Annotated in this window: 1 protein-coding gene and 1 pseudogene; both read left to right on the top strand. The window is 60.3% G+C overall.

Annotation, left to right across the window (positions count from 1 at the left end; all coding sequences use genetic code 11):
- Window positions 1-90 precede the first annotated feature (90 nt).
- The gene (locus BW970_RS20110; RefSeq protein WP_076534725.1) at window positions 91-2,685 is read left to right on the top strand and encodes an FG-GAP-like repeat-containing protein; all 2,595 of its coding nucleotides are present in this window, start codon (window positions 91-93) and stop codon (window positions 2,683-2,685) included.
- 49 nt (window positions 2,686-2,734) lie between these two features.
- Window positions 2,735-3,111 (top strand): annotated as a pseudogene (locus BW970_RS20105) (transposase); the annotation flags it as partial.
- Between the last annotated feature and the right edge of the window lie 93 nt (window positions 3,112-3,204).

Here is a 3,204-nt window from a genome sequence, read left to right as displayed (position 1 = left end):
TCAATGCACTCGGCACTGCCGAGATTGAACGCGTGGCCTGAACCCAACGGGGAAAGGGGCGCGTCTGGCCGCAGCCGGACTTCTGCAACAATGCCTGACAAGGGCGTCTCGACATTCAACCCGCAGCCGACGCTCACGGAATTCGATGGCGATCCGCTGGTCTTCCCGAGCGTCGGGACGCAAGGGGTCGCGATTGCAGATCTCGACGGGGATGGCCTTCTGGATGTCGCCTACGGCTCGAGCGGAACAGGAAGTGCGCGGATTGTGCGCGGGCTCGGTGGCCGCGACATGGTCTATGACCGCGAATTCGTGTTCGCCGCTCCCAACGCGGTGCCACCGTCCGGCGTGTATACGCCCAATCTGATCGGACTTGTCGCCGGGGAACTGGGGAGCGAAGGCATCCCGGATCTCGGCTATGGCCTGCAGGTCGAAGATCGCGTCGGATATCTGTTGAACGACGGGTTCGGAAATCTCTCGGACGTCACGATTCTAGCCACCAGCATGACCGCCACCGATGTCGCCATCATCGACATTGACGGCGACGGCTACGAAGATTTCCTGTTTCTGAACCGGACCAGCCTGGTCGACAATGAAGTCCAGGTGGCCTACGGAAGCCCGACAGGATTGGCAGCTCCGGTCAGGGCCAACTACCGGTCCCAGCTCGGCGTTCCTGTCCAATTCGAGATTGGCGATATCGATGGAAACGGCCAGCTCGATATCGCCTGGCGGCTGACGTCCGGCGCGACCACGTTCCTGTTTCAGACATCGCCCCGCACCTTCGTCACAGTGGTCTCCAGCCCTGCGATAGGTCCTTCTCCGATCAACCGACTGGGAAAGTACTTCCAGCTGGCGGATTTCAACGGCGATGGAAAACTCGATATCGTCTGGTCCGGCACGGACAACATCACCGTCTATCTCAACGCGAATACGACTGGCAGGACGTTCCTTGCCGGTGTCGGGCTTGCGAGGCCGCCCGCGGCAACGACAGCAATGTATGTCCATGCGGTCGACGCAAATGGGGATGGGCTGCCCGACATCGTGGCCTCCGGCGGTGATACCGTCGTCGTCTATGTCAGCAATGGCGATGGCACCTTCCAGCCTTTCGAGGAAGGTCTCGTGGACTACAGCATCGAAGATATGGCGTTCGCTGACATCGATGGCGACGGCAGTCTCGACCTTGTTTCCGCCCAACGGTTCTCGACAAGCGTCCACTTCTCCAGACCGTCGGCATCGGGCAAGTTCGTCGCAGGAGCCGGGGAGTTTTCCGAGCTCACGGCATTGCCGGGCGGAGGCTGGGAGCGGCGCTACAAGGACGGCAACGTCGTCGTTTTCGACGAGGATGGCCGTCAGACCGCAGAGGTCGATCCCCAGGGGAACACTCGCGCGTTCGCCTATGATGTAGATGGCCGACTCTCGACCGTCACCGACCAGGTAGGCGGCGTGACAAGCTTCGCCTACGGGCTGCTCGGCCGGCTGGACACGATCACCTATCCTGATGGGCGGGTTACGTCCTTTACCTATGACGATGATGCCGGTGCGCTCGCCAGCATCACCGAACCCTCGCCGGAAAGCGGGACTGTGAGCTTCGGCTACGACGCGAATGGCCGCCTGATCTCGACCACCAACCAGAACGGCAACACCACCGGCTACAGCTACGATGCCACCGGCAAGCTGAGCGGATCCACGCTGCCAGATGGGTCCTCGATCCGTACCCAGATCGGAGCCTCGATCGGCCTCGTGGATGCCTTCGGCAGCGCCGCGGCGGTGCCGCTGAAGTTCGTAAAGCCCGAGGACCGGATCACCGTCGCCATGGATCGTAAGGGAGGCGAAACCGAAATCGAGGTCAACGAGTTCGGCTCCATCGTCAGGACGACAGATCCGATCGGCCGCGTGACCCTCCTGGAGCGCGAAGCGGACGACCTGGTAACGGCGATCACCCGGCCCAACGAGTCCCTCCCGGGCGGCACACGCCGCGACGAGATGACCTACGATACCAGGGGCAACATCCTTACCCTGACCGAAGCCGAAGGCACCTCTCTCGAACGCACGACCCGCTACGAATACGAGCCCGTGTTCAGCAAGGTCACTCTGAAGATCGACCCCGGCAATTACGAGACCGAATACGAATACGATCCAACCGGGCTCGTGCTGAAGATCGAGGATGCCGAAGGTGGGCAAAGGCTGTTCACCTACACCGCTGAAGGGCAGCTCGAATCGAGCATAGACAAGAATGGGAACGAGACCGCCTACGGCTATGACATCCGGGGGAATCTCGATGAAATAGCCTATGCCGACGGTTCAGTTACAACCTTGGCGTATGATACGAGGGGTTATCCTACGGTCCGGGCGGAAGCGTCTGGCACCCCCATGGAGCGGCAGATCCATCGGACCTACGACTCTCTTGGCCGTGTCCTGACGGTTTTTGTAACGGATTCTGGCGGTATTCCTGCGCAGGGCGAGATCAGCATCACCTATGATCCCGCTGGAAATCCCATAGGCAGAATCGATCAGACGGGAATTGCTACTAGTGCCGAATATGACGCACTGGAACGTCTCGTCGAAATGACGGACCCGATTGAGGGAACAATTCACCGTACATACAATCTCTTCGGCGAAATGACCGAGTTTACAAACGGCGCTGGGGAGACTTTCGCCTACTCATTTGGTAATCCTCCCCATGGTTAAGGGGATGCGGAAGTAGAATTTTCTCGGCAAGATGGACGAGGAGATTCCGATGAAGAAGAGCCGTTTCACCGAAGCCCAGATCATGGGTGTGCTGCGTCAGGCGGAGGGCGGGATGCCCGTGCCGGAGCTGTGTCGTGAGCATGGGATCAGCAGCGCGACGTTTTACAAGTGGCGGGCGAAGTATGGTGGCATGGATGCGTCCATGGTGAGCCAGATGAAGGCCCTCGAGGACGAGAACCGGCGACTGAAGCGCATGTTCGCCGATCTCAGCATGCAGGCTGATCTGCTGCGAGAGGCTCTGGGAAAAAAGTGACGCGGCCAGCTCAGCGCCGCGAGCTGGCCGAGAAGGCGGTGGCGACGAAGGGGGTCAGCATCGCGCTGGCTTGTCGTGCGTTCGGCGTCAGCGAGACCTGTTTCCGCTACAGCCGGCTCTGTTGCACAAATCCCGTGTGGGATTCATCTCATGAATCCAGCGTGGTAGCTGGGATACATGAGCAGACCTACACCCCCGACCTACAG

The sequence above is a fragment of the Gemmobacter megaterium genome (genome assembly GCF_900156815.1).
In the GTDB taxonomy this organism is placed as follows: domain Bacteria; phylum Pseudomonadota; class Alphaproteobacteria; order Rhodobacterales; family Rhodobacteraceae; genus Wagnerdoeblera; species Wagnerdoeblera megaterium.
Note: the sequence above shows the minus strand (reverse complement) of the source record. Positions and strands in the feature narration are given on the sequence as shown.